The following is a 26,325-nucleotide window of genomic DNA, read 5'->3' as shown; positions in this document are numbered from 1 at the left end:
CATGAAGGGCTCCACCTACACCAAGGTAAACATGGTTTCGCCCAGAAATCGCACTTTTTGCCCCCACACGCTTCGCCGGTGCCGGACGCGGATCCGCCACCGCCGAGCCGTCCCGTCACGGCACGAACACCGGCTGGTCCAGCGCCCAGAGCCAGGATCCGTCCGGCTGACGGCGGGCGACCTCGATGGTCGTCTCACCGGTGGTCAGCGTGGACGCGGTGAGCGCCAGGTCGCCGCCCACCAGTGCCGGATGCTGCCTGCCCGGCAGGAGTTCCGGCGCGGCCGCGACGAACTCCTCGTACACCTTGCGGATCTCCGCGTGCCCGGTCGCGATGTTGCCCGGCGGGAACGCCAGCACGGCGTCCGGTTCGTACAACGCCACCAGTCCGTCGACATCGCCCGCGTTGCCTCGCTCGATGAAGAATTTGCCCAGTTCGTTCGGCTCGGTGGCCACAGTCCTGCTTGTCATGCGGATGAGCCTCGCAGTGAATCACGACATCCTGTGTCGTGTATTCCGCTAGAGTTTTCCCATGCGCGCCGACCGGCTGGTCTCGCTGGTGTTGCTGCTGCGACACCGCGGCCGGCTGTCCGCGACCACGCTCGCCCGCGAACTGGAGGTCTCCACGCGCACCGTGCTGCGCGACATCGAGGCGCTGTCCGCGGCGGGTGTCCCGGTCTACGCCGAACGCGGCAGGCACGGCGGTTTCGCGTTGCTTCCCGGTTTCCAGACCGAACTCACCGGGCTGAACCACGACGAGGCGCTCGCGCTGCTGATCGCCGGCTCACGACGCGGCGCGCAGGCGTTCGGTCTCGGCTCGGCGCTCGCCTCGGCCATGCTCAAGGTGATCGACGCGCTGCCGGAAAGCCAGCGGGACACCGCGGCGGGCGCGGCCCGGCGCCTGCTCGTCGACCCGGAGATCGACCTCCTCTCCCGCCGGGTGGCCGCCGAGGAGGTGTCCGACGCGATCGTGACCGAGGTCCGGCGCGCGGTGTTCGCCGGCCACAAGCTGCGCATCCACTACGCGGCGACGGGGCGGGCGGCCCAGTGGCGCACGGTGGACCCGATCGGGCTGGTCACCGTCCGGGATCAGGGGTACCTGCTGGCCACGAGATCCGGTGAGGACCGCACCTACCGGCTGTCCAGGCTGCGGGCCGCCGAGGAACTTCCCGAACCGGCGCAACGACCGGACCGGGTCGATCTGGACCGGGCCTGGCACGAACGCAGTACACGGTTCCGGACCGGCGGGGACCAGGTCACCGTGCTGGTGCGGATGGCGTCGGGGCGGCGGGAAGAGCTGGTGGGCACCGCGCTGGCCGTCCTCGCGGAGGAGACCGACGAGGACGGCGGACTGCGGCTGGAGGTGACCTTCCAGGACGCGCGCCACGCCGAATGGGCGCTGTGGCAGCTCTCCACGGACGCGGAAGCCCTGGCCCCGCCGTGGTTGCGCGCCTCCCTGCGCGACCGCGCCGCCGCGATCACCAGCCGCTACGAAGAGCCGGCCTCGTGAGCGGTGCCAGTCCGATGTCCCCAACCGCATTGGGGATACTGAGCGTCTCCAATGCGACATCCGGGACCGGGCCTGCCCCAGGATCGGTGGGCGGCAGGCCGCGGGTGAAGCGCGGCAGATGATCCCGGTGCTCGGCGTGCAACGCCGCCACGAAAGCGTTTCCCTCGGCAGACGGCGCCCTGTCCGCCAGCGAAGTCACCTGGGTATCGCGGTGACCTGCCACGCCGACCTCCCTGACCAGTTGGCGTTCTTGACCCCGATTCCACCGGCCGGAGCAGCCCGCGACCATGAGGAAGGACCGGCAGAACTCGGTGACGGCGGGTTCTTCCGGTTCGTCTGCCGCCGCGGCCGGCGGAGGTCCCGCATTCAGTCCTCTCGATGCGGACTGTGTGGATTTCGGTGCGTTGGATGACCCGAAATTCACACGGTCGCGCGTGACCGGTCCGGTCACGCAGGGCCGAGAACGTTCTGCCGGTGACGTCCGGATCGCCGTTCCGTGAAGGCCCCCTTCATGTACCTAGGCGCAAGCGAGGGGGCCTTCATGTGCTTACGTGCCAGTACCGCATGAGACGCTCACATCTCCAGCGCGGCACTCGCAAGCTCAAACTTGCAATCGAACACACGTTCGCGATTTAAACAATAATGAAAGCGAACGAACAACACCGAAAATAACTCACCCAGGTGCGGCGCTACCGCGGTACTCGTTGAGGTCTGTTACCGACGCGGCGACGTCCGGCACGTTCTCGAACCGGCACCGGTGAACCTCGGCGATCTTCGCGCCGATCTCCGGATCCGGGTCGTCGGTGACGTCGTACGACACGAATTTGTCGACTTCGAGCACCGTGACAGCGCCATATTCGAATTCCCCGCCGAAGTCGGGACCTACGACGCGTGCTTTGATGGCGGGAATGGCGTTGCTGTGCTCACCCAGCCGCGCGAGTCCCGCCGCCTCGTCTTCCTCGGTGACACCGGGTTTGAGAGTGAGCCGAATGCAGTGGTAAATCATCGGCTTCCTTTCACGCAGAAGCGAAGGCGGTGGCGTGATCGTGGGCGAAGTCGACGATGTCCCGCGCGGGTTTGCCGGTGAGGTCGGCGACGGACGTGTGCACTTCGGCGGCTTCGCCTCTGGCGTAGTGGGCGTAGTCCTCGATGAGGCCCTCGATCTGCCAGGGCGGGAGCAGGCCGGTCAACGCGGCGGCGAACTGATCGGCGGTCGCGTCGTGGAAGGTGACGCTGCGCCCGGTGGCGGCGGAGAGCGCGTCGGCGATCTGGCGGTGGGTCACGGCGCGGGGTCCGGTCAGCGTGTAGGTGCGGTCGGAGTGTCCCGGACCGGTCAGCACGGCCGCGGCGGCGTCCGCGATGTCCCTGGTGTCGATGGCGCTGACGGCGGCGTCGCCGATAGGCGCCGCGAAGAAGCCCTGCGAAATGGTGCCGGCGAAGGCGAGCAGCGCCTGCAGGTAGAGGTTGGGGCGCAGCACGGTGTGGTCCAGCCCGAGGTTCTTCAGATGTGCTTCGACTTCCGCGTGCCAGCGCAGGAACCGCACCGGCGAGCCGGCCTGTGCCGCGTACTGCGAGAGCAGCACGAGCCGGTTCACGCCGGCGTCTCGGGCGAGGTCGGCGAACCTCATCTGGAGCGAGGCGGCATCGGGTGCGGAGGGGCTGTTGAGGAAGGCAGCGTCGACGCCTCGCAGTGCCGCGGTGACCGATCCGGGATCACGCAGGTCGGCGACCACGGTTTCGGCGCCGGGAACGAGACGACCGGGGTCGCGGGTCATGGCGCGGACGGTGACTCCGCGGGCCCGCAGGGCGGGGATCAGGGCGGATCCGACGGTTCCGGTCGCGCCGGTCACCAGCACGGTGTCCATTGTGGAAGGTCCTTTCGTGGAGGAGGTCAGTGTCGTGTCCTGGCCGCGGAGACGAGCGATACCGCGAGGGCGATCACGACGAGCGCGGCCTCGCCGAGGAAAGCGGTCGTGAACGAGATGTCCCCGTGTGTTCCCGCGGCGCCGATGGCGATCCCGGCGAGCGCGGCGAGCCCGACCGCGCCGCCCAGTTGCTGCGCGGCGTTGACCAGCCCGCTGAGCAGACCCGCTTCGCCGTCCGCGCTGTCGCGGACCGCCATCGCGGTGGCGTTGACGGCGGCCAGCCCGAGTCCGGCGCCGATCAGCAGGAACGCGCCCAACAGGCCGGCCGAGAAGCCACTGCTCGTCGGATCCAGCGCCAGCCAAAGAAAACCGGCGAGCAGGACGACGAGGGCGAGTGACAGCGCGCGGCCCGGCCCGGCGCGTTTCGCGAGCATCGGCGCGAGGACGCTGCCCACGATGATCATGACGGCGAGCGGGAGCTGGGTCATACCGGTCGCCAGCGGGCTCATCCCGAGGATGTCCTGCTGGTACTGCGGAAGGAAGAAGAACAGGCTCGTCAGGGTGCCGCCGATCAGCACCATCACCAGATTCGCCGTGACCACCGGTTTCCGGCGGAACACGCCAAGCGGGACCAGCGGACGCGCGGAGCGCCGCTCGACGAACACGAACGCCACCAGGGAAACGAGTCCGGCGACGAGGCCGACGACGGTGCCGGGCGCGGTCCATCCCGCGTCGGAGGCCGAGACCATACCCAGCGCGAGCCCGGAGATCCCGACGGTGATCGTGACGGCGCCCAGCGCGTCGAACCGGCCCGGCCTGCCGGGGACCGACGGCACCGCGCGCCACACGACGATCGCCCCGATGACGCCGAACGGCACCGGAGTCACGAACACCGCCTGCCAGCCGAGCAGCTCGGTCAGCGTTCCGCCGAGGAAGACGCCGACGAGACTGCCCATTCCCGCGACCGCGCCCCAGCTCCCCATCGCGCGGGTGCGTTCCGCGGGCGACGAGTAGATGCCGAGCACCAGCGAGAGCGCGGCCGGCATCAGGACCGCCGCCCCGATCCCCTGCCCGATCCGCCCGGCGATCAGCATCCCGCCACTGGTGGCCAGCGCGCAGAAAGCCGAGGCCGCGAGATAGCCCGCCATCCCGGTCAGGAACACCTTCCTGGCCCCGAGCACGTCGGCGAGCCTGCCGCCGAGCAGCAGCAGACCGGCGAACGTCACCAGATAGCTGTCCACGACCACCGTCAGTTCGGCGGCGGTGAGCGCCAGGCCCTGACGGATCGTGGACCCGGCGAGGTTCACCATCGCGGCGTCGAGAATGACCAGGAACATGGCGGTCGCCGGGCCGATCATCGCGACTCCGCGCGATGTCCGTGTCGTCGCTCGTACTGTCATGCCGAAACGATCGCGCGGGCACCCCTCCGCTCGCGTCGGTGACAATCACCTACTTCGCCTCGCTAGGGTTCGGACCATGCCCCCGACGTCCTCCCGCTCGCTCGTCGGCAGGCGAGACGAGATCGCTCGCCTCCTCGCCCTGGTCCACGCGGCGGGCAGAGGCGAGGGCGGGGTGCTGGTCCTCCGTGGTGACCCCGGCATCGGCAAGAGCGCGTTGCTGGACCACATCGCCCACGCGACCGCGGAGAAGTTCCAGCTCATCCGCGCGTCCGGTTCGGAGTTCGAGGGTGAACTGCCCTTCGCCGCACTGCATCAGCTGTGCGTCCCGGCGCTGGCGCATCTCGACGCGCTGTCTGCTCCCTACCGTGACTCCCTCCTCGTCGCTTTCGGGCTGGCCGACGGCGCGCCGGACCCGTTCCGGGTTGGTCTCGCCGCGCTCGAACTGCTGGCCACCGCCGCGGGAACGCGTCCGATGTTGTGCGTTCTCGACGACGCGCATTGGCTGGACACCGCCTCGGCGAGGGCGTTGACGTTCCTGGCGAGGCGTATCGCGGCCGAGCCGATCGCGATGGTGTTCGCCGCCCGCGGCCAGGACCCGGTCCGCGGCCTCGACGAGCTGCCCGGGTTGACGGTCGGTGGTCTGAGCGACGCGGACGCGCGTGCCCTGCTGGCCGAGGAGAAGACCGTGACGCTCGACGAGCGGGTGCGTGATCGCCTGCTCGCCGAGGCACGCGGCAATCCGCTGGCGCTGATCGAGCTGCCGAAAGCGGGTGGCTTCGCGCTGCCGGCGCCGTCACCGCTCGCGAGCCGGATCGAGCGGAGTTTCCGGGCCAGGATCGCGGAACTGCCCGTGGACGCGCGGCAACTGCTGATCCTCGCGAGCGCCGACCCCACCGGCGACCCCGCTCTGCTGTGGGCGGCCGCGAGACGGTGGGAGCTCGACGTGCCCGCCGCGAGCGCCGCAGCCGAAGCGTCCGGGCTGATCGTGTTCGACACACGGGCGCGGTTCTGCCATCCGCTGGCACGCTCGGCCGCGTACCGCGCGGCCGAACCGGAGCGGCGCCACGCGGCCCATCGGGCGCTGGCCGAGGTCACCGATCCGGCAGCCGCGGGAGACCGCCGGGCCTGGCACCGTGCTCAGGCCACCACCGGGCCGGACGAGCAGGTCGCGGCGGAGCTGGAGTTGTCGGCGTCGCGTGCGCAGGCACGCGGGGGCGTGGCGGCCGCCGCCGCTTTCCTCGAACGCGCGGCGGCGCTGTCACTCGACCCCGCCAAGCAGACCGAACGCACGCTCGCGGCCGCGCGAACGACGCTCGAGGCGGGCGGGACGGACGCGGCGGCGGATCTGCTGGCCAGCGTCGACACCGAGACCTTGGACGTCCCCCAGCACGCCTCGGTGGACTTGCTGCGCGGGCGGATCGCCTTCGTGCAAGGCGCGGAGCGAGCCGTCCGCGGGCCGGAACTCATTCTGCGGGCCGCGCAACGGCTCGCCGCCGTCGATCCGGAGCGGTCGCGGGAGTGTTTCGTCGCGGCGCTGGAGATGGGGCTCGTCGTCGGAAGGGCCGCGGGCGTCCTGGACCGGGTCCTCGACGCGGCCCGCTCGGCGCCGCCGGTATCAGGGCCGCCGGACCTTCTCGACGCGCTGGTGCGGTTGACCACCGAAGGCCACCACGCCGGTGTGCCGTCGCTTCGCCGGGTCCTCACCGGCGACGACGCCGGGTGGACGAGGACACCGGCCTTGGCCACCGTGCTCGCGGGTGAACTGTGGGACATCGAGCTGCACGCGACGATCGTCGACTGGCTGGTGCGGACCGGGCGGGACTCGGGAGCGCCGATGACCATCCGGCTCGGCCTGTCGCAGGTGGCGCTGCACGCGGTGCTCACCGGGAATTTCGGGCGGGCGATGGCCGCGATCGCCGAGGAGGAAGCGATCGCGGACGCCGTCGGCGATCCGCCGCAGTTCTACCCGAGAGTGCATCTGGCGGCGATGCGGGGCCGCCGTCAAGAGGTGCTCGACCTGTTCGCCGAAGCGACGAACCGGGGCAACGGCCAGCTGACCGCGAACGCCCACTGGGCCATGGCCGTGCTGTACAACGGACTCGCCGAGTACCCGGCCGCGCTGGACGCGGCGAAGCGGGCCGTGGCGAGCGGTGACCTTTTCCTCACCGGTATCGCGCTGCCCGAACTGGTGGAAGCCGCGGTCCGGTGCGGGGATGCCGACGCCGCCCGGTCGGCGCTGGAATCGCTGGCCGAACGCACGGAACCGGCGGGAACCACCTTCGCCCTCGGAGTCGTGGCGGGTGCGCGGGCGCTGGTCAGCGACTCCGAGGACGACCACAAGCAAGCCCTCGGACACCTGGCGAGCGGCCCGCTCGCGGTGCATCTCGCGCGGGCGCATCTGCGGTACGGCGAGTGGTTACGCCGCGCGGGCCGTCGTCGCGACGCACGCGAACAGCTGCGCACCGCGCACGAACAGCTGTCGGAGATCGGGCTGGAGGCGTTCACCCGGCGGTCCGCCGACGAGCTGCGCGCGACCGGGGAGGTGGCCCGCGGCCGCTCCGAACACTCCTACGACCACCTGACCATGCAGGAGACGCACATCGCCCGCCAGGTCGCGGCGGGCGCGACTTCGAAAGAGGTGGCCACGCGCCTGTTCCTCAGCCCCCGCACGGTGGACGCCCATCTCCGCAACATCTTCCGCAAGCTCGGGATCACCTCGCGCAGACAGCTGAGGGACATGCCCGACCTCCGCGACGCGGAGCAGTGAAGAGCACGGCGATCATGGTGTGCCGGTCCCTGCTCGCCGGATGGCGGGATTCGCGTGTCCAGGCCCGGCACACACGTGCTTGGAAGCGGAACACGGGAGGCTCGACGAGTTGCCGGACGCCACCCGGCGATTCAGCCAGCCGAGAACCGCGCTGGTGTTCCCGTCGCCGGCGTGGGCGTGACTGGGCGAACGCAACGCGTCCCGGGCATGGCCGCGTAACCGGATCGCCTGGCAGGTAGGGACAATGCCGTGCCGCTGTCGATACCAGCGGCACGGCATTCCCGAGCTACGGCGTTCTTACGTCACCAGAGCCGAAGCCGCCGTTCCTTCACCCGGTCGGCGGCAGGAAGGCGGCTCACACCGGGACGTCGCCGGGTGTCCCCCACTGGGTGGTGAACAGGCCGAGACCGTACCAAGTCCCGTTCGAGGGACGCCACACCACGAAATCGGCACGCGGGTCGCCACCGAAATTGCCTGCCAGCGGAACATCACCTGCGACGCCCCATTGCTGCGTCGCGATACCGAGCACGTACCAAACACCGTTGCTCGGCCGCCACACGGCGAAATCGGCACGTCCGTCGGCGTTGAAATCACCGGCCACCGGAATGTCACCCGCGGTGCCCCATTGCTGCGTCGCGATTCCACGCGCGTACCAGACACCGTTACTGGGGCGCCAGACGGTGAAGTCGGCTCGCCCGTCCGCGTTGAAATCACCGGACACCGGGACGTCACCGGCCACACCCCATTGCACCGTGGCGATGTTCAGCACGTACCAGACACCGTTGCTCGGCCGCCACACGGTGAAATCGGAACGCCCGTCACCATTGAAATCGCCGGTCAGCGGAACGTCACCGGCCACTCCCCACTGCTGGGTCACCACCGCGCCGGTGCTGCTCTGGATGATGTACCAAGTACCATTGCTCGGCCGCCATACGGCGAAGTCGGCCCGACGGTCTCCGTCGTAGTCCGCGGCGACCGGTACGTCACCCGAGACGCCCCACTGTTGTGTCACCACACTTCCGTTGCTGCTGCGGATCACGTACCAGATACCGTTGCCCGGACGCCACACCGCCTTGTCGGCGAACCCGTCCCCGTCGAAATCCGCCGCGGGTTTCTGAGACGAAGACGAGGCGGTGATACCGACGCCTGCCTCCTCCGCACCCGCGGCCGGCGGTGTCGCGATCAGCCCCGCGAGCAGACCAGCCAACACCGTTCCCAGCCGAATGGATCTTCGCATTTTCCGGAACCCCTTTTCCGTTCGATGGACGCACTCTTCCCAGTTCGTGGTTTTTGACCGAAGATACGCACCGGGACAGTTTCACCCTGACACCGACGGCACGTCCTTGTCAGCAAGGATTCCGTCCAGTGGACCGCGCGAGGGGAATTCAATGGAGACCAAGAGAAGACCCAGAAGCGTTCTCGAAGGCGCTTTCACCCTATTGGACGCCTTGGTACGACATCAAGGTGAAGCAGGTTTGACTCAGCTGGCGAATTCCTGCTCGATACCGAAAGCGACCGCACACCGATTACTCGAGCAATTGACCGAGCTGGAGGTTGTCCAGCGCAGTGAAAACCGCTATCGCGTCGGCGCGCAGGCATTCCGGCTCGGTCAATCGTGGCAGCCCTATCCGCGACTGCTGGAACTCGCCCGCGGCGAACTCCGCAGACTGGCCGCGGCCACCCGGGCGAGTTCGGTACTCGCCGTACCCTGTGACGGCCATATCCTCATCGCCGCCGCCAGCCTCACCCGGCCGGAAGACAGCCTCCTGCTCCGACCGGGTTCGACGGTGCCGCGACGCACCGGCCGCTTCTGCCCCGTCTGGCAGGCCGAACACGACCGCGTCGCCGTCGAAGCACCAGTCCTGTTGCCGACCGGCGAAGCGGTCGGTTCGGTCGCGGCCGTGATCGCGCCGCCACAGTCACCCGGCGCGGTGTCCGACACCGTCTCCCGCGCCGCCCGCACCATCGGCGCGGCACTGGTGAACTGAGCCACGGGAACCTCCGGCCGAGCCGCGCGCGTAGTTTCTCCTTGTGGGATCAGGAAGGAAACCAGCGCGCCGGGTGGTGATCGTCGCGTTCGACGACGCACAGATCCTCGATGTGGCCTGTCCCAGCGGGGCACTGGAGATCGCGAGCTCACACGGAGCCGAACCGCCCTATGTCGTCGAGCTGGCCACGGTCGACGGGCGGACGACACGGAGTTCGTCGGGGATCATGCTCGCCGGTGCCCGGCGACTGGCCGAGGTGTCCGGGCGGATCGACACGATGCTCGTGGTCGGCGGCGCGGGAACGGGGACCGCCGCGGCGGACGAGCGCCTGCTGACACAGGTACGGCGGCTGGCCGAACGAAGCAGACGCGTCGCCTCGGTGTGTACGGGCACGTTCGTGCTGGCGGCCGCCGGATTGCTCGACGACCGGCGGGTCACCACGCATTGGGGATACGGCGAGTTGCTCGCCGCGACTTTTCCCGCGGTGACAGTGGATCCCGCCCCGCTCTACATCCGTGACGGCAACGTCTTCACCTCGGCCGGGGTGATCAGCGCGCTGGATCTCACGCTCGCGCTGATCGAGGACGACCACGGTCCGACACTGGCCCGCGAGGTCGCCCGTGAGCTGGTGACGTATCTGCACCGCCCGGCGGATCAGGCCCAGATCAGCACGTTCCTGGCCGCCCCGCCGCCCGGAAACCGGGTGGTGCGGGATCTGCTGGGGTACATCTCCGCGCATCTCGCCGAAGACCTCAGCCCGTCCGCGTTGGCCGCGCGAGCGGGCGTCACCACCCGGCACCTCAACCGGTTGTTCGGCAAGCATCTGGGCAGGACCCCGGCCCGCACGGTGCGAACGGCCCGGACCGAAGCCGCCGCCCATTTGGTGCGGTCCACCGCGTTGCCGATGTCCGCGGTCGCGCGGCGTTGCGGGTTCGCCTCGGCGGAAACCCTGCGAACGGCGTTCCGCCGGCACTACGGGCTCACCGGGGACACACTTCGCAGGATGACGGACATGCCGCGCCCGATCGGGACCTGACCGCCCCAGAATTCGCGACATGAACAACGCGGGAACAACACGCAGAACAGTACTGACCGGCGTCGCGGCCGCCGCGGCGCTCGGCTTCGCCACCGGCACGGCTCAAGCGGAAACCAAGGGTTTGAGGATCGGCATCCTGCTCTACGACGGCTTCAGCCTGCTGGATCCGACCGGCCCGGCCGAGGTGCTGTCCCGGCTTCCCGGCGCGACGGTGACGATGATCGCCGAGCATCGCGGTCCGGTGCGCACGGACACCCGGAATGTCGCGGTGCTGGCGGAACGTTCGGTGGCCGAGGTGAACCGGCTGGACGTGCTGCTGGTTCCGGGCGCCGGCAACCGCGGCACGATCGCCGCGATGGAGAACCACGTGCTGCTCGACTGGATCCGCCGGGTCCACCGGCACACGACCTGGACCACGTCGGTGTGCACCGGATCACTGATCCTCGGCGCGGCCGGGTTGCTCCGCGACCGGGCCACCACATACTGGGCCTCGGCGGACTATCTGGAAAAGACCTTCGGCGTCCGCTACGTGCCCGAACGGTACGTTCGGGTCGGCAAGATCGTCACCGCCGCGGGCGTTTCCGCCGGCATCGACCTCGCGCTCCACCTCGCGTCCCTGCTGGCAGACGAGGAGACCGCCCGCGGTATCCAGCTCGCCGTCGAATACGACCCGCGACCGCCTTTCGACTCCGGCAACGCCGCGACGGCGAGTCCGGAACTCAAAGCGCTCGCGCTCAAGCTGCTCGCCGATTCGCAGGGATAGCACGAGAGGGCGCCGTCACCGCCTAGGATCGCCATGGCGTAGACCGGGCGTCTCGATCCCCGGCGGAGAGCGGTGGAAGGCAAGGCATGTCAGACCTCATGTTCACGATCATCGAGGCCATTCCACGGGTATTGCTGCTCGTGGTGGGGGTCCTCGGCCTGGTCTTCTCGATCAAAGGACGCTCCAAGGGAGTCCCCGGCCTGATGGTGGGCGCTTTCGTCGTCATGCTCGTCACCACGCTGGCCGGCATCATCTGGCAGTTCGTGGCGTTGAACGTGGCGTCCTGGGTCGCGTCCGAGCAGCTCACCGGCGACGAAATCCGCTTGGTCTTCATGGGCGTCGGCGTCCCACTCGACGTCGCCGCGCTGCTTTCCTGGCTCCTGGTCGCGATCGCGGTCCTCAAAAGTGGCCGTGCGCCTCGGCAACCCGGCGTCGCGCCGTACCCGGGGCCGGTCAACTACCCGATGGCCGCACAACCGGTTTTCCCCGACAACGCCCAGCCTGCTCACCCGCAGCCCAGCCCGCCGACTCAGCAGCCACCGAACTAGAGCGAACGACGGCGTTCTGTCCCGTCCTCCGGATGGTGACGCTCGCAGTCCGGCTCAGGACATTCAACGGCGTGCCGCGAGTTCCATGCCGCGACCATCGCGTCACGGCGCCGAGTGCGCCGCTCGTCTCGCCGCGCGCGCCACACCGACGGGACGATCCTGCGGGTGACCAGGAGTTCATGAGGCGCGTAGTCGTTGTCGGTGCCCGACACCTCCATCCCGGTGGTGGTCAGGATGGCCCGCGTCGCCACAGACATCGCCTCGCCGATCGTGGAGAGCAACCGTTGGAAGGCGGCGCATTCCGTGCCTTCCCGATGCGGGTCCTCGGACCAGGCTTCCTGCGCCGCGTCGACAAGGACGGCGTGTTCTACGCACTTCAGATCGTCACGACCGTGGTCGCCGGCGGGACGGTCGGAGTGGAGTTCTCCGTCGCGTTCGTCATCAACCCGATCCTCGACGCCCTTCCCGAGGACAGCATGATGCGCGGCCGTGCCCACGGGGCCGGATGCTCGGCGCCGTCATGCCGGTCTGGTACATCGGTTCGCTCGTCCTCGCCGCGGTTTGGTTCATCGCCGGATGGCGGCAGCCCGGCGCCGGACTCGTCGTCACCGCCGGCGCGCTGCTGATCGTCAGCGTGGTCATGTCGATTCTGCTGCTCGTCCCGATCAACAACCGGGACAAGACGTGGACCGCCGAGGCGGAGGACACGGCACGTCCCGCGGGGACTCCGCCCGAGTCGTCTCTGTCGTATCTCCCCGTCAGTCTCGGCATACTGGCCTTCATCGTGGTGAGTGTCTTCGGCTTCGTGGGTACTTTCTTCTACGACGGCGTTCGCCTGCCCTGGGGCAGCGGGCGGTGGTCACGCGCTACGTCGAGCGCGAAGACGCTGACCGCCGTCAGAAGAACGAGGACAGGAGCTCGTTGTCTCCCAAGGGTTCGAGGCACGCACCGCGGGAGCTCACCGCGACCGATGAAAGGACAGCCCCATGAAGGTCCTGGTAGTAGGCGGAACCGGCTTCATCGGACATCACATCGTGTGTGAACTATCGGCACGCGGGCACGACGTCACAGTGCTGGTCCGCACGCCACCTTCGCACCTCCCCGCCGCGGTGACGGTCCAGCTCGGCGACCTCACCGACCTGTCCGAGGAGCGGCTCGACACCATCGTTGCCGGCCACAGGGGGATCGTCGTCGCATCGGCCGCCGCCGTCGCCGCACCGCGCAGCGCCGACATCGCCGCGTTCTTCCATGACACCAACGTCGCCCCCGTCGCCAGGTTGCTCACCGCCGGATGCCGGGCGCAGTGCGACCGCGCTGTCATCCTCGGCAGTTTCTACGCCACCCTGCAGCGCGAACAGCCGACACTCCGGCTGGCCGAACTCAGCCCGTACATCGCCAGCAGAATCGAACAAGCCGAGCGCGCACGCGCCGCGGTCGACGCGGAAACCTCCGTGGCCGTTCTCGAACTCCCTTACGTCGCAGGCACGACCCCAGGTCGGCAATCACCGCTCGAGCCCATGCTGCACAGCATGTCCGTCGGTAACGCGGACGTGCTCGCCTACCCGGGCACCACCGCCGTCGTCACCGTCACCCAGGTCGCGCAAGCCGCCGTCGCAGCACTGGATCGTCGCGCCGACGGCGACTACCCGATCGTCACCGCGAACCTTCGTTGGGCCGATCTCTTCACCCGTCTCGCGACCGCGACCGGCCGCCCTCCGAAACGCATCTGGAAGCTCCACCCCGGCGTCATCGAACTCCTGTTCCGCAGGGAAGGCATCCGGCAACGCCGCCAAGGATTCACCATCGGTTTCGACCCGGCACAATGGAGCAATCTGCACGCCACCGCCATGATCCTCGACCCGGACATCGCCCGCACCGAACTCGGCGTCGAGCCCGACGACCTCAATGCGGCCCTTCGAGACGCCACCCCGACATCACCAGCCGCCACAGAGCCGTCCTGACGACCACCTGACCCGGGCTCGCCCCAGGTGGCACTTGACCAGCGAGTGGCCGACGATCCGATGGGCTGCCGGTTCTGTCCGACGCCGCCTTCCCTTGATGCACGCGTCGGCGAGGGGGAGAAGCGTTCGTGAGAGTTGCCAGGTCGGCATGACTCGCACCAGGGCATGAATCCCCCAGGCACCTACGACAGCGGGCCGCAGCCGACCCGCGGTGCCGTCCGCACTCCGTGACTCAGTCGCCGCGCGGCGGGAACAGGACCCTGGCGTTGACCGCGGCACGCAGTCGCGCGCGCCACGGCCGCCGCTTGAGTCCTTTTCGGACGACCAGGACCGAGGTCCATGCCTCGTCGGCGACGTCCGGCGCCGCCCCGGACCACAATGCGGCGTCCACCGATCGCGCCAGCGCGCCCAGACCGTCCACTGTAGACTGCTGGCCGAAGACGGTGGCGGACGCGGCCAGATCGCGCACCGTCATTCCGGTGGTCACCGGGACCCCGTGTGCCCGTAACCGGTCCCTCGCTTCCGCCCAGGCGGCGATCACCCCGGCCCGTCCGTCCCGATGCCGCCGTCGCCAAGCGCGGACGCCGGTCACGGCGGGCACGCCCGCACTCCAGAGCACCAGGAAAGCGCCGAGCCCGATCCCGCTCACGATGGCGATCCCCGCCCAATCGGTCCCGCTCGCCGGTTCGTCCTCTTCGGACTCACTCGGCGGAAGCCGGGGGTTCTGCATTTTCCGCTCCGGTGGAAGCTGCGTCCGGACCTCCGCCACGGCGGCGGCGATCCCGGTCGCGGAGCCTGCCCCGCGCTGTTTCGCGGCACCGGCCGGGTCCAGCGGTATCCAGCCGACCTTGTCCACCGCGACCTCCGGCCACGCGAGGATGTCGGCGTTGCGGACCACGCGCACGCCCTGCGCCTCGACGCGTTCCGGTGCGCGGTAGCCGACGGCGAGCCTGGCCGGGATTCCCTTGAGCCGCGCGAGAACCACGTAAGCGGCGGCGAACTGCTCGCTCGTGCCTCGTTTGTCGTCGAGCAGGAAACGGCTCAGTTGCGGCCAGCCGTGCCCGGTCGGCAAGTCGTCGCCGGTGGCCAACCGGTGATTTTCGGCGAGGTGGCGTTCGAGCGCGACGGCGGTCTGGAACGACGGCCGCAACTCCGGCAGGATCCGTTCGGCGAGTTCGTCGATGGCCGGGGGCACGGTCGCGAGACCGCCCAGCCCACCCTGAAGTCCAGGAGCCAGCCCCGCGCCCATCAACGCGTCCGCACCGACTTCGGGCTCCCACCAGGCAAGGGTGTAACGGACCGACGGCACGGGCCGGTCGGCGACCAGGGTCCCCCGCACCTCGTCCACGAGCGCGTCGATCCCGGTGACGGACGCGGGTGACGCCTGGCCGGGGAGCCACGGACCGGGCGAACCGGTCACCTCGATGGCCGCCTGACGCCGGGTCACCGGGACTTCGATACCCGAACCCGGCGCGATCTCCGCCCCCATGCGCCGGAAACCACCGCCGGGGAACCAGTTCGAGCCGTCGAAGCCGTCCAGCACGGCCAGCGGCCAGCGGCGTGACGCCGGAGTGTCCCCGGTGTAGCGGAAGACCTGCGGCACCGGGTTCTTGCTCCGGTACGCGACTTCGGAGAGCGGGCTCACGACCGCGTCCTCCGTGAGCGGCACGGATTCCTTGTCCTTCAACGAGTACGCGGGTTTCGCCAGTGGATCGGCGACGGTGAGCGCGAGTGCGCCGACGATGCCGAGCACGACGGCGGGCACGATCAGCTTGAGCAGCCGCGGCCACCCGGTGCTCCCGCCGCCCACCAGCGCCAGACCGGCGATCGCCGCGTACCCGAGCCCGGTGGCGACCGCGGCGACGCCGGTCACCGCGACATAAGCCTGGCTCAGCACCAGCACGAGCAGCCCCGGAGCCAATGCGAGCAGTGGACGCCGAAGCCGGTGCAGCACCTCGATTCCGAGCACGGCGGCGACCAGGACGGCCAACGGCACGAACGCGAGCAGCCGCGGTTCCGGCCGGGCGGGCCAGGTCGACTGCAGTGTCAGCTGCCAGCCGTGGACCGCCCCTTCGGCGAGCACCGCCACCGACTCCCCCGTCGGGATGCCGGCGACCGTGGTCCCGGGCAGCACCGTTTCGACGACCGCGAGCAGGCCCGCCACCACGGCGAACACCGGCCGCCACGGGATCAGGCCCGGTATCCGCCTGCCGAGCTCGGTGACCCCGTAGGTCACCAGGACCACGGTCCCGATCGCCGGCAGCAGCGGGGAAAGACCGAAGACGGGCGCGAACAGCAGCCCGCCGAGCGCCGCCGCGGCGAGCACGGCGACGTCGCCGCTCCGCGCGGTCACGACACCAGGTCGTTCCACCGGCTCACCGCCTCGGCGCGTCCGCCGCACTGTTCTCCCAGCTGATCTGCTGATAGAGAGCAAACCGGGTAGCAAGAGGTCACCGACTCATGACCTCGAAGAAGTCGTCGTGATCACGATGGGTCACGCGAGCGGCGGCCGAACACGAGCCGGGCGCCAAATCGCCCCTGGTACCCCAGACACGAAGAAACCCAGGCCACGTGGCCTGGGCTTGTGCTCCCCCGCTTGGACTCGAACCAAGAACCCTCCGGTTAACAGCCGAATGCTCTGCCAGTTGAGCTACAGGGGATTGTGCTTCGCACCGGCCGGATCGCTCTGACCGATGAGAGAACTTTAGCCCATGCCCTCGGGCGGCCGTTCACCCACCCCCACTTTTCCCGGTCACCTCGTCAAGCTCGCGTTTTGAGGGACAATGACAGCCGGAGCAAGATCGAACGGAGGCGTGGACTCGGATGAAGATGTTCCTGCTGGGTGCGGCTGCGGGCTACATATTGGGCGCGAAGGCCGGCCGGGGAAGGTACGAGCAGATCGTGCGGACCTACCGCAAGATCGCTGACCACCCCATGGTGCAGGGCGCCGCCGGGGTCGCTCGCGCCAAGGTAGGTGAGCGGTTCGGGCGGCCTCAGCGCTGACCGCGCCCGAGACGAGCCGAAAGGGCCCTTGACCGCGCGTGACGCGGCCAAGGGCCCTTTCGCCTACAGGAAAGTCAGCCCACCGTGGCGACCACGAAGACGCGCCGGAACTCGAACCAGGTGGTCCCGTCGGGGCGTGGCGGGTAGGCCTCGTCCAGTTCGCGGGCGATCTGCGCTCGGAAGTGGTCCCAGTCGGTCCCGGTGAGGGCCTCCTTGACCGGTCGCAGCGAGGTGCCGGTGATCCATTCGAGTACGGCATCCTCCCCGGCCAGCCGCTGCAGGTACGTCGTCTCCCAGGCGTCGACGGCGCAGCCCGCGTCGGCGAGCAGGTTCCCGTAGCCGAGCGGGCTGTCGACGGCCTCGTTCTCCCGCAGGACGACGTCGGCGAGGCGCGGAGCCCACTCCTCGGTGCGCGCGAGGGCGCGGACCAGGGCGTGCGACGGGGCGTCGAAGTTGCCGGGGACCTGGAAAGCGAGCGTCGCCCCGGCCGGCAGGAGGTCCACCCAGCGGCGGAGCAGGTCACGGTGCTCCGGGACCCACTGGAGCACGGCGTTCGAGATGACCACGTCGGTGTCCGGTTCGGGCACCCAGTCGTGGACGTCGAGCACTCGCGCGTCGACGCCGCGTGAGCGTGCGGCTTCGACCATTTCGGGCGAGCTGTCGCCGGCCTCGATGATCGCGTCCGGCCAGCGGCGTGCGAGGCCGGCGGTCAAGTTGCCGGGTCCGCAGCCGAGGTCGGCGACCCGGCGGGGTTTCTCGACCGCGATCCGCCCGACGAGGTCGTGGAACGGCCGGGCCCGGAGGTCGGCGTAGTCGAGGTACTTGACCGGATCCCACATGGCGCCTCCCAGCGATACAGTACGAGCGTACTGCTAGCCGTGGGGCTTCGCCAGCTTCTCGGCCGCTTCCTCGGCGATCGCCTTGACCACGTCGGCGTCGGTGCCCGGATCGGGCCGCACCTGCAGCACCGAGCCGTCCTGTCCGGGGACCTTGCGCTCGACGAACCACGCGCCGCCGGTCCCGAAGTCCTTGCGGTGCCGCCCGCGGACCGAGCCGTCGACCCGCCGCCGCACCAGGATCGGGACCTTGCCCGGCCGGCCGAGCCTGAACCGGACCGGGGTCTTGTCGGCCAGCAGCACGGCCTTCCCCGCGGTCCCGGTCTCCTCGGACTCGGTCAGGGTCAGCACCCCGTCGGACCACGCGGCCTTGCCGACCAGATGCCAGCCGACCCGGCGCGGGCCCGGGATCCACAGCCCCAGCGGCGTCACCAGCAGGTACCCGCCGCCCTCGACGGCCGCGCTGCCGACGACGTGCTCACCGTCGTCCAGCGAGCCGTCGAAATCCGCCGGGACACGGTCGCCCAGCAGGTGACGCAGCCAGCCCATGCTCAGTCCAATCCGCCGATGGCCTGTTCCTTCAGCGCCTTCCGGTACTGCTCGAGCGCGACGAGGTCGCCGAACAGCGCGCGGTAGTCGTCCGGCGCCTCCACCGGTGAAAGCCGCTGGAGCTTCGACTTGATCTCGTTGATCTGGCGGGCGACCAGGCTTTCCTGCACCGCCGCGAGCTGCGCGGAGATGTAGCGCGAGTCGATCTCACCCTTGGCGCGCAACGGTTCCACCGAAAGTTCGCTGAGCACTCGCCGCACCGTCCCTTGCGGACAGTGCGGGACGGCGGCGTCGAGCAGGGTGGGCCCGGTCAACCCGGAACCCGCTCCCCCGGCGGACAGCAACGCCTTGTGGATGGCGACGTAAACGGGATGGGTGAACGCGTCCTCGGGGAGCGCGTCGTACTCGGCCCCGGCGAGCATCGGCTGCTGCAGTGCCGCCTTGAGTGCCTCACGCTGCGCGATGAACCGTGGATCGCCGGGCGCGGGCCTCGGCAGGTCCTCCTCCACGGTGGCGGTGGCCGCGCCGGCGGGCCGCCGGACCTCGATCGTCGTGGAGCGTTTCGCCATGGCACCCGCGCTGCCGCGGACCCGGTTCACCACCTGCGCAGCGTCCTGCCAGCCGACCCACCAGGCGAGTTTCGACGCGTAGCCGTCGCGGCTGGCGCGGTCCTTGATGCCCGCGACCATCGGGACGGTCTTCTGCAGCGCCGCGACCTGACCGTCGACGGAATCGAGGTCGAAGCCCTTGAGCATGCTCTTGATCGCGAACTCGAACAGCGGGATCCGCCGCGCGACCAGGTCGCGCACGGCGGTGTCGCCCTTGGCGAGCCGCAGTTCGCAGGGGTCCATGCCGTCGGGGGCGACCGCGATGTAGGTCTGCCCGGCGAAGGTCTGGTCGCCCTCGAAGGCCTTCAACGCCGCCTTCTGGCCGGCTTCGTCACCGTCGAAGGTGAAGATCACTTCGCCGCGGAAGGCGTCGTCGTCCATCATCAGCCGCCGGAGGACCTTCATGTGGTCCTCGCCGAACGCCGTGCCCGACGACGCCACGGCCGTCGGCACTCCGGCGGCGTGCATCGCCATCACGTCGGTGTAGCCCTCGACGACGACGACCTGGTGCCGCTTCGCGATCTCGCGTTTGGCCAGATCGAGGCCGAACATGACCTGCGATTTCTTGTAGATCGGCGATTCCGCGGTGTTCAGGTACTTCGCGGAGACACGGTCGTCGTCGTACAGGCGCCGCGCGCCGAACCCGACCACCTCGTTGCCGACGTCGCGGATGGGCCAGAGCAGCCGCCGGTTGAACCGGTCCATCGGCCCGCGCTGGCCCTCCTTGGCCAGCCCGGCGGTGAGCAGTTCCTTGACCTCGAACCCGCGGTTGAGCAGATGTTTGGTGAGTTTGTCCCAGCCGGCGGGCGCGTACCCGCAGCCGAATGTCTGCGCGGCGGCGGCGTCGAAACCCCGTTCCGACAGGAAGTCCCTGGCCGCGCGCGCGTCCGGGGTGAGCAGCTGCTCGGCGTAGAACTCCTGGGCCGCGCGGTGCGCTTCGATCAGCCGGGCGCGGGTGCCGCGATCCCGCTGGACGCTTCCGCCGCCGCCTTCGTAGGTCAGCCGGAACCCCGCGCGATCCGCGAGCCGCTCGACGGCTTCGACGAACGAGATCAGATCCATCTTCTGGATGAACTTGATCACGTCACCGCCTTCGCCACAGCCGAAGCAGTGGAAGGTCCCGTGAGTGGGGCGCACGTTGAACGACGGGGTCTTCTCGTTGTGGAACGGGCAAAGCCCTTTCAGGCTGCCGCCGCCGGCGCTGCGGAGGGCAACGTAATCCCCGATGACCTCGTCGATCCGGTTGCGCTCGCGCACCTCCGCGATGTCGCTGTCCCGAATCCGTCCTGCCACGCTCACCACTCTAGGCCGTGTCCGGTGAGCCGGTTCGATGGGCTTCGTGATCCAAGTGGTTCCTGACGGTGCGGGCGGATCGCCCTCGTACCGGGTCGTACTCGGGCGCATCCGCCCGTGCCGTTCAGGGACCACCTGGGCGCGAAGACCGCGAACCGACTTACCGGACACGGCCAAGTTCCCGCTCGCGGACCACCGTGCGGCACACTCGGGGAATGAGCACCGCCCTGGACGAACTCGCCGGGAACTTCGCCACGTTGCGCCCCCATCTGGTGTCGGTCGCCTACCGGCTCACCGGCACGCTGTCCGATGCCGAGGACGCGGTTCAAGAGTCCTGGCTGCGCCTGAGCGGCCTGGACGAACGCCGCCGTTCGGCCATCGAAGACCACAAGGGCTGGCTGACCACCGTCGTCAGCCGGATCTGCCTCGACCGGCTGCGGTCCGCGGTGGTGCGCCGCGAGCGGTACGTCGGCGAATGGCTGCCCGAACCGGTCCTCGGTCCGCTGGGCACGCCGTCGTCGGAGGATCCGCTCACCGTCGCGGTCCGCGACGACGGGATGCGGATGGCCGCGATGGTGGTCCTCGACCGGCTCACCCCGGAGCAGCGCGTCGCGTTCGTCCTGCACGACGCGTTTTCGGTGCCGTTCGGCGAGATCGCCGGGATCCTGGGCTGTACACCGGAGGCCGCTCGCCAGCACGGTTCCCGCGGTCGCCGCGCGGTCGCCGACGCCGATCCGCCGCCCCGGACGGCGCTCGCCGAACAGCAGCAGATCATCGAGAAGTTCATGACCGCGATGCTCACCGGCGACATCCAGGCGGTGGCGCAGGTCCTGCACCCCGACGTGGTCCTCGTCGGCGACGGCGGCGGCAAGGCGCGCACGGCGGTGCGCACGGTCGCCGGATTCGACAAGGTCACCCGGCTGTTCCAGGGGCTCATGCGGATGTACGACCCGGCCGGGATCGAGAAGGCCAGGCTCGCGCTCGTCAACGGCGACCTCGGGGTCTACATCCCGCCGCAGGCGGCCTCCGGCGAGTACCGGGCGCTCGACGAGCACGTCGACGCGTTCGTCATCCGCGACGGGAAGATCGTGGCGATCTACGACGTGGCGAACCCGGACAAGCTCACCACCGCGCGGACCCGCGTCGACGCCTGATCGCGTTTAGTCCTCTGGATGCGCCCTGGGCGCATCCAGAGGACTAAACGCGGGGGTTTCAGGGAAGCGGGATCTTGCAGGCGTCGCCCGAGGTGAAGCCCTGCGCGGTGATGTCGAGCGCGCTGTTCATCCGGGCACGCATGTTCTCGAGCCCGATCTGGTAGGTCAGTTCGATGACACCCTTGCGGCCGAACTCGCGTTCCAGTTCGGCGACCTGCTCGTCGGTGACGGTCACCGGGCTCGCGGTCATCGCGTCGGCGTAGGCGAGCGCGAGCCGTTCCTGGTCGGTGAAGGCCGGCGACTTCGCGTAGTCGTCGATGTTCTTCAGCCGTTCGATGTCGAGCCCCTCGTGCAGTTGCAGCATGGTCCCGAAGTCGATGCACCACGTGCAGCCGAGCTGGGTCGCGACGCGGTACACGGCCAGCTCGCGCACGTTGGCCGGCAGCGTCTTGCTGGCCTTCTCCGCCAGCAGTTCGTGCATGCCGTTGGCCCGGAGCAGTGCCGGGTGGTGCGCGTAGACGGCCACCGGCTCGGGGACGGCACCGAAACGCTTGCCGGCGAACTTGTAGATCAGCTTCAGCAGGAAGCCGGCTTCGGCGGTCTTGACGGCGGGAATGCGCGGCATGGTGTCCTCCTCGTGCGGTTGCGATCACCCTCTGGACGAGGCCGACGGCCCGGACGTGACAAGCGCGCGCCGGTGACGTGGCCCACCGGAGGATTTAGCCTTTTCGCCGGAACCCTCTTTCGATCAGCGAAGGTACGCTTACGCTCAGCGATTCCTTCGATACAACCGATGCCGTCACATCGGTCTCTTCGGCGATCCCTCCGCACTCTCCCCCGGAGGAAACACATGGACCATCCGAGGCTCGCCGTCGAGAATCCCGCGACCGGGCAGCCGATCACGACCGTTCCGGACGCCGGCCCGGCCGATGTCGACAAAGCGGTACGCGCCGCCGTCGAGGCCTGGCCCGCCTGGCGTGTCTCGGATCGGCACGCGGCGCTGATGTCGTGCGCGGTCGTCGTCGAGGAGGCCGCGCCGGTGCTGGCCCCCGTGCTGACCGAGGAGCAGGGAAAACCCCTGAGGGAGGCCAAAGACGAGTTCGCCGAGGCCGCCGCGCGGTTCCGGTACTTCGCCGGTGCGCGGGCCGAACCGCGGCTCGCCGGCCACGGCCCGGTCGCCGCGATCACGCCGTGGAGCTTCCCCGTGCGACTGGCCGCCGCGGAACTCGCGCCCTCGTTCGCCGCGGGCGACACGGTGGTGCTCAAACCGTCGCCGCACACCCCGCTCACCACCCTGCACCTGGGCCGGATGCTGGCGGAGGTGTTGCCGCCCGGAGTGCTGACGGTGCTCACCGGACGGGATCCGCTCGGCGAGCGGCTGGCCGCCGCGCCCGGGGTGACACGGCGGACGCCGGAACCGGGCGGCAACGATCCCGCGATCGTGCTCCCCGCCACCGATCCGGTCGTCATCGCGGAAAACCTGTTCTGGAGCGCGTTCACCAATTGCGGGCAGCTTCGCACGGCGGTCAAACGGGTCTACGCCGTCGGGTCCGCGTACGACGGCGTGGTCGAGGCGCTCGCGGCCTTGGCGGGGAAGGTCGTGGTGGGCGACGGGCGGACTCCCGGGACGCAGATCGGGCCGGTGAACAACCGCTCGCGGTACGACCGCGTCACCGGCCTCACCGAGCAGGCCCGGTCGGACGGCGCGCGGATCGTCACCGGCGGACCGCTCGACGGACCCGGCTACTTCTTCGCCCCGGCGATCGTCGCCGAGGCGCACGACGGGATGCGCGTGGTGGCCGGGCAACAGTTCGGCCCGGTGCTGCCGGTCGTCCGATGCTCCACAGTGGACGAAGCGCTCGGGCTCGCGAACACCACGACACCCGGCTCGCGCGCATCGGTGTGGGGAACGGACGAGGAGCACGCCGTCGAAGTCGCGACGAGGCTCGAATGCGGGACGGTCTGGGTCAACGAGCACAAGGCCTCGTGAATCCCACGATCAGGGAGTGATCGTCCGTACGTCCCACACCCAGACGCCGTCGACGAACTCGGCGGGTTTCCGCAGCAGCAGGTCGACGGTGGTCCGGAAGGCGTCCTGGTGTTCGCGCGGGATCAGCACGAGGACGTCGGCGTTCCAGTACCGCAGGTCCTCCAGCGCCTGCACCCGCTGTGACTCGGTGATCGCAGCCGGGACGCCGGTCTGCTTGATCTGGTCGAAGATGATCGACGTCGGCCGCTGGATGGCGCCGTAACGGCCGCGTTTGTCGTCCGGGCCGCTCGGCCCGACGAAGTAGCCTTCCGGCATCGCGTAGCCGAGGCCCGCGTCGATCTGCCAGTGCAGTGGTTCGGATTCGCCGGAACTCGGCAGCGGCACGGGCACCACGGTCCCGCCGGGCGCGACGTAGCTCCGCCAGGTCCCGTCGGCGAGGAACCGCGGCGTCGGCGGCCGCTCCTTCACGATCAGTTGCGTCGGCGCGATCGGCAGCAGGACCGCGACGACGACGCCGATCCACACCAGCCGCAACGGGAATCGCCGCTCCCCCGGCACTTCGGGCAGTTTCGACGCGACCGTGTAGACACGCTCGGTCGCCAGCGCCAGCAGGGCGCCGATGAGCGGGATGCAGCCCATCGCGAGCCGCGACTCCAGCAGCGATTCGAACAGGGGCAGTTCCGAGAAGAGTTTCCACGGCCCCGGGATCCCGGTTTCCTCGTGCACCACGATCAGTTGCACACCAAGGGAAAGCCAGGCCATCACGAACATCGAGATCGCCAGCGCCCGCGCGAACACCTCACGCCACAGCCAGGCGGTGATCACCACCATCAGCACGATCAAGGGCCAGCCGAAGAAGGCGTTCTCCTCGGTGCGGTTCATCGACACGTCCGCGGCGGCCTGCGGCTGCCCGGCGACCGACTGGGTCGCGAACCGGGTGAACGCGGCCGTGTCGTTCCCGACGGGGCCGTGCTCGATCGCCTGATAACTCTGCGGGCCGAAGAACTGCCACCACAGCGGGAAAGCGCACAGCACGAGCGCCACGAGGACACCGAGGCCGACGCCGATCCCCAGCGGTTTCGCCATCGGCGGGAACTCGCGGTGGTTCGTGGCGAAGTAGGCGATGGCGAAGAACGCGAACGCCATCGCGAAGATCAGCAACGGTTCTTCACCGAGGAAGATCTGGTACGCCGCCAGCAGGCCGAGGAAGATCCCGTTGCGCACCGGGCGCTCGCCGCGCGCGATCTTGAAGACCAGCAACGCGATGAACGGCAGGACGAACCACGCGACGAAGTTCGGATGCGCGTTGCCGTGCGAGATCATCGGCGGGGCGAAGCCGACGAACGCGCCACCGATGGCCGCGCCGACCCGGTGGGTGACCAGATGCCGCGAGAAGACCCAGTACCAGGCCGCCGCCGTGCCGGCGAGACCGCCGGTGAGCGCGATGGCCCAGGTGACCGTCGGACCGAGGGTGAGCGTGACCGGTGCCAGCGGGATGCCGATGCCGAGCATCGCCGTGTTGGCCATCAGGTTCACGCCGAGCGGATGGTTCTGGAAGTGCGAGCTGAGCGGATTCCTCAGGTGCAGCACGTTGTCCGCGGTGACGGAGAAGAACCACTCCCACAGGTTCTGGTCCGACGCGCTGTTCCAGAGATAGCCCTGCTTGAGGTCGAGCCAGAGCCCGTTGTAGAGCAGGAAGGCGAACAGCAGGAAGCCGCCCATGATGGCGGCGTCGGCGGCGGCGAACCGGCGAGGTCTCGTGGGAGTCTTCTCGGCCACCACGTCCGCCGCCTCAGCCTGGAAAAGACTCACTGACCATCCTCACGGCTCGACAACGCGGGCGAGAAAGTAGATCACACCCGTCGAGGCGTGCCTGACGAGCAGAAGGAAGGGGCGATCGACGGCGACTTCCAGGGGCTCGTCGACGATGAGCGACGTCAGCCGCATCAGCACGGCCGTCGCGGCGGCGCCTTCGAGGCCTTGTTCGTCGATGCGGAGCACGGACTGGTGGAGGACCTCGGACACTTCGAGCCGGTCGTCGTCGGCGAGTCCGGTGAGGTCGGCGTCGGCGGTGAACATCGTCCGCACACCGAGATCCTGGAGTTTCGCCGTCAGCGGGCTGTCGACGTCGAGGTCGAGTTTCGGCAGCGACAGGGCGATCGTCTTGGAGCGTGTGTTCTCCAGCAGGACCGCCAGCTTGCCCGCGTCGAGTTCGGCGTCGTCGAGATCGCCGTCCGGCAGCAGGATGACCGCCTCCACCCCGCCCTCGGCGCCGAGGCGGACGACCTGCCAGCCGTCCTCGTGGGTGTGGTCGAGCTGTTTTTCGAGCCACATCGTCGGCACCGTACGGGTTCCGGACGGCGCGTGGAAGTCCGCGGGCGCGGTGTTGTCATTGGAGAACGGATTGGTCCACGCCGTTTTGAGATACAGGGCATTGACGATCGCGGCGACCGTGTCCGGTGCGACCGTCCCCGGCTTCAGCAGCTCGGGGATCAGCTCGCGGGTGGCCTCGGCGACATCGGCGTTGATCAACCGCCGCGCGGCCTCCGGATCGTCGCCGAACGGGGCGCTCTCGACCTTTCCGCCCGGCCAGGTGGCGAGTTCCGCGCGGAAGGACTCCTCGAGCGGAAGCCCGTCCCAGGCCCAGAGCGTGTTCGCGACCGCGAGTTCGGGACCGTCGTCGAGCAGCGACGACGCCTTGCCCAGCAGGTCGGCGAGCTCGTCCGGGTCGCCGAGCAGCGCGATCAGCTCTTCTCTGGTCTTCCCCTTGGCGGCCTGCGTCACCAGGCCGAGCGCGCTCGCGATCGAGTACGGCGAGAAACACGCGTTCTCCGTGCGGCTCGCCAGCACCCGATAGAGGTCCAGACCAAACCGGAGGTGGCTTTCGACAGCGCCCATGCCGCAGACCGTACCGTGCACGGGCCCGTCCGTCTCCTGTCCGAAAGTTCCCTTTGCGCGTCCCGGGGGGGGGGGGGGGGGGGGGGGGGGGGGGGGGGGGGGGGGGAGGGGAGGGGAGAAAACTAGTCCGGTTTCCGGTGTGGGGGTAAAGGAAAGGA

24 protein-coding genes and 1 tRNA gene are annotated in these 26,325 nt (G+C 69.5%); 11 read left to right on the top strand and 14 right to left on the bottom strand.

The genetic code is table 11. From position 1 onward, the window contains the following. Positions 1-115 precede the first annotated feature (115 nt). Positions 116-454 (bottom strand): YybH family protein, encoded by a 339-nt coding sequence (locus tag ACZ6DT_RS28755; RefSeq protein ID WP_465601150.1) that lies wholly within the window; start codon positions 452-454, stop codon positions 116-118. A gap of 76 nt (positions 455-530) precedes the next feature. Between ACZ6DT_RS28755 and ACZ6DT_RS28750 the strand changes: the two genes are divergently transcribed. Continuing rightward, the gene (locus ACZ6DT_RS28750) at positions 531-1,508 is read left to right on the top strand and encodes a helix-turn-helix transcriptional regulator (protein WP_465600957.1); all 978 of its coding nucleotides are present in this window, start codon (positions 531-533) and stop codon (positions 1,506-1,508) included. Between the two features lie 673 nt (positions 1,509-2,181). On the opposite strand, the gene ACZ6DT_RS28745 is transcribed toward ACZ6DT_RS28750, so the two are convergent. Genes ACZ6DT_RS28745 through ACZ6DT_RS28735 form a run of 3 tightly spaced genes read right to left on the bottom strand, consistent with a single transcriptional unit; the run spans position 2,182 to position 4,773 of the window. Then, positions 2,182-2,514 carry an antibiotic biosynthesis monooxygenase family protein gene (locus tag ACZ6DT_RS28745; RefSeq protein ID WP_465600954.1) on the bottom strand — a complete coding sequence of 111 codons (333 nt, stop codon included), beginning with the start codon at positions 2,512-2,514 and terminating at the stop codon, positions 2,182-2,184. Between the two features lie 10 nt (positions 2,515-2,524). After that, complete coding sequence (locus ACZ6DT_RS28740; RefSeq protein ID WP_465600952.1) at positions 2,525-3,373, bottom strand: SDR family oxidoreductase; 849 nt, start codon at positions 3,371-3,373, stop codon at positions 2,525-2,527. Between the two features lie 26 nt (positions 3,374-3,399). Continuing rightward, complete coding sequence (locus tag ACZ6DT_RS28735; protein ID WP_465600949.1) at positions 3,400-4,773, bottom strand: MFS transporter; 1,374 nt, start codon at positions 4,771-4,773, stop codon at positions 3,400-3,402. Positions 4,774-4,849: 76 nt separating this feature from the next. Between ACZ6DT_RS28735 and ACZ6DT_RS28730 the strand changes: the two genes are divergently transcribed. Then, positions 4,850-7,540 carry an AAA family ATPase gene (locus ACZ6DT_RS28730; RefSeq protein ID WP_465600947.1) on the top strand — a complete coding sequence of 897 codons (2,691 nt, stop codon included), beginning with the start codon at positions 4,850-4,852 and terminating at the stop codon, positions 7,538-7,540. 355 nt (positions 7,541-7,895) lie between these two features. Here ACZ6DT_RS28730 and ACZ6DT_RS28725 read toward each other — a convergent pair whose 3' ends face one another. Further along, the gene (locus tag ACZ6DT_RS28725) at positions 7,896-8,777 is read right to left on the bottom strand and encodes an FG-GAP-like repeat-containing protein (protein WP_465600944.1); all 882 of its coding nucleotides are present in this window, start codon (positions 8,775-8,777) and stop codon (positions 7,896-7,898) included. Between ACZ6DT_RS28725 and ACZ6DT_RS28720 the strand changes: the two genes are divergently transcribed. The 4 genes from ACZ6DT_RS28720 (at position 8,764) to ACZ6DT_RS28705 (ending at position 11,875) form a co-directional block, all read left to right on the top strand. Then, entirely contained in the window at positions 8,764-9,528 is a 765-nt protein-coding gene (locus tag ACZ6DT_RS28720; protein ID WP_465600942.1) for a helix-turn-helix domain-containing protein, read from the top strand. The genes ACZ6DT_RS28725 and ACZ6DT_RS28720 overlap by 14 nt on opposite strands. 73 nt (positions 9,529-9,601) lie before the next feature. After that, positions 9,602-10,564, top strand: a complete 963-nt coding sequence (locus ACZ6DT_RS28715; RefSeq protein WP_465600939.1) for a GlxA family transcriptional regulator — start codon at positions 9,602-9,604, stop codon at positions 10,562-10,564. Between the two features lie 19 nt (positions 10,565-10,583). Further along, on the top strand, positions 10,584-11,327 hold the full coding sequence (locus ACZ6DT_RS28710; RefSeq protein ID WP_465600937.1) for a DJ-1/PfpI family protein: 744 nt from the start codon (positions 10,584-10,586) through the stop codon (positions 11,325-11,327). An 86-nt stretch (positions 11,328-11,413) separates the two neighbouring features. Continuing rightward, on the top strand, positions 11,414-11,875 hold the full coding sequence (locus tag ACZ6DT_RS28705) for a hypothetical protein (RefSeq protein WP_465600934.1): 462 nt from the start codon (positions 11,414-11,416) through the stop codon (positions 11,873-11,875). Here ACZ6DT_RS28705 and ACZ6DT_RS28700 read toward each other — a convergent pair. Further along, entirely contained in the window at positions 11,872-12,372 is a 501-nt protein-coding gene (locus ACZ6DT_RS28700) for a hypothetical protein (protein ID WP_465600932.1), read from the bottom strand. The two genes, ACZ6DT_RS28705 and ACZ6DT_RS28700, sit on opposite strands and share 4 nt — an antisense overlap. 8 nt (positions 12,373-12,380) lie before the next feature. Here ACZ6DT_RS28700 and ACZ6DT_RS28695 point away from each other — a divergent pair, with 8 nt between their 5' ends. After that, a complete protein-coding gene (locus ACZ6DT_RS28695) occupies positions 12,381-12,917 on the top strand; it encodes an anthrone oxygenase family protein (protein ID WP_465600930.1) in 537 nt (178 codons plus the stop codon). Beyond that, positions 12,862-13,836 carry an NAD-dependent epimerase/dehydratase family protein gene (locus tag ACZ6DT_RS28690; RefSeq protein ID WP_465600928.1) on the top strand — a complete coding sequence of 325 codons (975 nt, stop codon included), beginning with the start codon at positions 12,862-12,864 and terminating at the stop codon, positions 13,834-13,836. The genes ACZ6DT_RS28695 and ACZ6DT_RS28690 overlap by 56 nt, the downstream gene beginning before the upstream one ends. Positions 13,837-14,068: 232 nt before the next feature. On the opposite strand, the gene ACZ6DT_RS28685 is transcribed toward ACZ6DT_RS28690, so the two are convergent. Together ACZ6DT_RS28685 and ACZ6DT_RS28680 are read right to left on the bottom strand one after the other, a co-directional pair. Continuing rightward, the gene (locus tag ACZ6DT_RS28685; protein ID WP_465600925.1) at positions 14,069-16,207 is read right to left on the bottom strand and encodes a transglutaminase TgpA family protein; all 2,139 of its coding nucleotides are present in this window, start codon (positions 16,205-16,207) and stop codon (positions 14,069-14,071) included. Between the two features lie 216 nt (positions 16,208-16,423). Then, positions 16,424-16,496, bottom strand: a tRNA-Asn gene (locus ACZ6DT_RS28680). A gap of 163 nt (positions 16,497-16,659) precedes the next feature. Between ACZ6DT_RS28680 and ACZ6DT_RS28675 the strand changes: the two genes are divergently transcribed. Continuing rightward, complete coding sequence (locus ACZ6DT_RS28675; protein ID WP_465600923.1) at positions 16,660-16,839, top strand: hypothetical protein; 180 nt, start codon at positions 16,660-16,662, stop codon at positions 16,837-16,839. Between the two features lie 74 nt (positions 16,840-16,913). Here the strand turns inward: ACZ6DT_RS28675 and ACZ6DT_RS28670 are convergent, their stop codons facing one another. Genes ACZ6DT_RS28670 through dnaG form a run of 3 tightly spaced genes read right to left on the bottom strand, consistent with a single transcriptional unit; the run spans position 16,914 to position 20,134 of the window. After that, positions 16,914-17,678, bottom strand: coding sequence for a trans-aconitate 2-methyltransferase (locus ACZ6DT_RS28670; protein WP_465600922.1), 765 nt, complete (start codon positions 17,676-17,678; stop codon positions 16,914-16,916). Between the two features lie 33 nt (positions 17,679-17,711). Further along, complete coding sequence (locus ACZ6DT_RS28665; RefSeq protein WP_465600920.1) at positions 17,712-18,224, bottom strand: hypothetical protein; 513 nt, start codon at positions 18,222-18,224, stop codon at positions 17,712-17,714. Between the two features lie 2 nt (positions 18,225-18,226). Beyond that, entirely contained in the window at positions 18,227-20,134 is a 1,908-nt protein-coding gene (gene dnaG, locus ACZ6DT_RS28660; protein ID WP_465600917.1) for a DNA primase, read from the bottom strand. Between the two features lie 206 nt (positions 20,135-20,340). Between dnaG and ACZ6DT_RS28655 the strand changes: the two genes are divergently transcribed. Then, positions 20,341-21,279, top strand: a complete 939-nt coding sequence (locus ACZ6DT_RS28655; RefSeq protein ID WP_465600914.1) for a sigma-70 family RNA polymerase sigma factor — start codon at positions 20,341-20,343, stop codon at positions 21,277-21,279. Between the two features lie 58 nt (positions 21,280-21,337). Here the strand turns inward: ACZ6DT_RS28655 and ACZ6DT_RS28650 are convergent, their stop codons facing one another. Continuing rightward, on the bottom strand, positions 21,338-21,904 hold the full coding sequence (locus ACZ6DT_RS28650; protein ID WP_465600911.1) for a carboxymuconolactone decarboxylase family protein: 567 nt from the start codon (positions 21,902-21,904) through the stop codon (positions 21,338-21,340). Between the two features lie 225 nt (positions 21,905-22,129). On the opposite strand from ACZ6DT_RS28650, the gene ACZ6DT_RS28645 reads away from it, so the two are divergent. Beyond that, on the top strand, positions 22,130-23,269 hold the full coding sequence (locus ACZ6DT_RS28645; RefSeq protein ID WP_465600908.1) for an aldehyde dehydrogenase family protein: 1,140 nt from the start codon (positions 22,130-22,132) through the stop codon (positions 23,267-23,269). A 9-nt stretch (positions 23,270-23,278) separates the two neighbouring features. On the opposite strand, the gene ACZ6DT_RS28640 is transcribed toward ACZ6DT_RS28645, so the two are convergent. Beyond that, entirely contained in the window at positions 23,279-25,081 is a 1,803-nt protein-coding gene (locus ACZ6DT_RS28640; RefSeq protein ID WP_465600905.1) for a glycosyl transferase, read from the bottom strand. 9 nt (positions 25,082-25,090) lie between these two features. Beyond that, the gene (locus tag ACZ6DT_RS28635) at positions 25,091-26,167 is read right to left on the bottom strand and encodes a serpin family protein (RefSeq protein ID WP_465600903.1); all 1,077 of its coding nucleotides are present in this window, start codon (positions 26,165-26,167) and stop codon (positions 25,091-25,093) included. Between the last annotated feature and the right edge of the window lie 158 nt (positions 26,168-26,325).

It is taken from the genome of Amycolatopsis sp. NPDC041971 (genome assembly GCF_055588925.1).
This window is presented reverse-complemented; position numbering and strand designations above follow the sequence as displayed.

What these genes read in the sequence shown, in the direction of transcription:
- ACZ6DT_RS28750 (WP_465600957.1), top strand. Translation starts at nt 531, where the DNA reads ATGCGCGCCGACCGGCTGGTCTCGCTGGTGTTGCTGCTGCGACACCGC.
- ACZ6DT_RS28745 (WP_465600954.1), bottom strand. Translation starts at nt 2,514, where the DNA reads ATGATTTACCACTGCATTCGGCTCACTCTCAAACCCGGTGTCACCGAG.
- ACZ6DT_RS28740 (WP_465600952.1), bottom strand. Translation starts at nt 3,373, where the DNA reads ATGGACACCGTGCTGGTGACCGGCGCGACCGGAACCGTCGGATCCGCC.
- ACZ6DT_RS28735 (WP_465600949.1), bottom strand. Translation starts at nt 4,773, where the DNA reads ATGACAGTACGAGCGACGACACGGACATCGCGCGGAGTCGCGATGATC.
- ACZ6DT_RS28730 (WP_465600947.1), top strand. Translation starts at nt 4,850, where the DNA reads ATGCCCCCGACGTCCTCCCGCTCGCTCGTCGGCAGGCGAGACGAGATC.
- ACZ6DT_RS28720 (WP_465600942.1), top strand. Translation starts at nt 8,764, where the DNA reads ATGGATCTTCGCATTTTCCGGAACCCCTTTTCCGTTCGATGGACGCAC.
- ACZ6DT_RS28725 (WP_465600944.1), bottom strand. Translation starts at nt 8,777, where the DNA reads ATGCGAAGATCCATTCGGCTGGGAACGGTGTTGGCTGGTCTGCTCGCG.
- ACZ6DT_RS28710 (WP_465600937.1), top strand. Translation starts at nt 10,584, where the DNA reads ATGAACAACGCGGGAACAACACGCAGAACAGTACTGACCGGCGTCGCG.
- ACZ6DT_RS28705 (WP_465600934.1), top strand. Translation starts at nt 11,414, where the DNA reads ATGTCAGACCTCATGTTCACGATCATCGAGGCCATTCCACGGGTATTG.
- ACZ6DT_RS28695 (WP_465600930.1), top strand. Translation starts at nt 12,381, where the DNA reads ATGCTCGGCGCCGTCATGCCGGTCTGGTACATCGGTTCGCTCGTCCTC.
- ACZ6DT_RS28690 (WP_465600928.1), top strand. Translation starts at nt 12,862, where the DNA reads ATGAAGGTCCTGGTAGTAGGCGGAACCGGCTTCATCGGACATCACATC.
- ACZ6DT_RS28675 (WP_465600923.1), top strand. Translation starts at nt 16,660, where the DNA reads ATGAAGATGTTCCTGCTGGGTGCGGCTGCGGGCTACATATTGGGCGCG.
- ACZ6DT_RS28670 (WP_465600922.1), bottom strand. Translation starts at nt 17,678, where the DNA reads ATGTGGGATCCGGTCAAGTACCTCGACTACGCCGACCTCCGGGCCCGG.
- ACZ6DT_RS28665 (WP_465600920.1), bottom strand. Translation starts at nt 18,224, where the DNA reads ATGGGCTGGCTGCGTCACCTGCTGGGCGACCGTGTCCCGGCGGATTTC.
- ACZ6DT_RS28655 (WP_465600914.1), top strand. Translation starts at nt 20,341, where the DNA reads ATGAGCACCGCCCTGGACGAACTCGCCGGGAACTTCGCCACGTTGCGC.
- ACZ6DT_RS28650 (WP_465600911.1), bottom strand. Translation starts at nt 21,904, where the DNA reads ATGCCGCGCATTCCCGCCGTCAAGACCGCCGAAGCCGGCTTCCTGCTG.
- ACZ6DT_RS28645 (WP_465600908.1), top strand. Translation starts at nt 22,130, where the DNA reads ATGGACCATCCGAGGCTCGCCGTCGAGAATCCCGCGACCGGGCAGCCG.
- ACZ6DT_RS28635 (WP_465600903.1), bottom strand. Translation starts at nt 26,167, where the DNA reads ATGGGCGCTGTCGAAAGCCACCTCCGGTTTGGTCTGGACCTCTATCGG.